The sequence below is a fragment of the Mesorhizobium sp. Arg314 genome, assembly GCF_053714275.1.
In genome coordinates, this window is sequence record NZ_JBSKBP010000211.1 from 1 (window position 1) to 668 (window position 668).

A 668-nucleotide genomic window follows, 5' to 3' on the forward strand; every position below is an offset into this window, starting at 1 on the left:
GCTTCGCTGACCAGCGGCATCGGCCGGCGCGGCGTGTCGAGCGCAGTCGGGTGGAACTGCACGAATTCGAGATCGGCAAGTTCTGCGCCGGCGCAGGCGGCCAGCGCCAGGCCGTGCCCGAATGATGCGAGCGGGTTCGTGGTGTCGCTAAAGAGGCCGCCGATACCGCCGGTCGCGAGAACCACGCGGCGCGTGGGCAATGCGAGGACCCCGGTGTGTAGGCTTCCTAAAAGTCCCACAATGCTGCCCTCCGCCACAACCAGGCGGAGCGCTGTCATGCCTTCCATGATCGTGATCGAACGTGTCCGCCGCGCCACGGCGAGCAGCGCCCGAAACAGCTCGCGGCCGGTGGCGTCGCCGCCGGCGTGCACGATCCTGCGTCGCGAATGTGCCGCCTCCAGCCCGAGCCGCAGTTTTCCGTCTAACGCGCGGTCGAAAGTAGCGCCCAGACGAATGAGGGGGTCTATGGCTTCAGGTACGGCCTCGACGACGCGCCTGGCCATCGCTTCGTCGCAAAGCCCATCGCCGGCGACCAGCGTATCGGCGAGGTGCAGATCGGGGCTGTCGTCCTCGCCCAGGCTTGCCGCGAGCCCGCCCTGGGCGAGCGTGCTCGACGCATCGGTTCCAAGTGGCGCCCTGGAGAGAAGGACGACAGGCTGCGGCGCCAG

At 68.6% G+C, this 668-nt stretch carries 1 protein-coding gene; it reads right to left on the bottom strand.

Annotated features, from left to right (window positions below; translation table 11 throughout):
* Nucleotides 1–668, bottom strand: a 668-nt coding sequence (locus ACWGS9_RS35135; protein WP_454509471.1) for an FAD-binding protein, incomplete at both ends; no start/stop codon positions are given.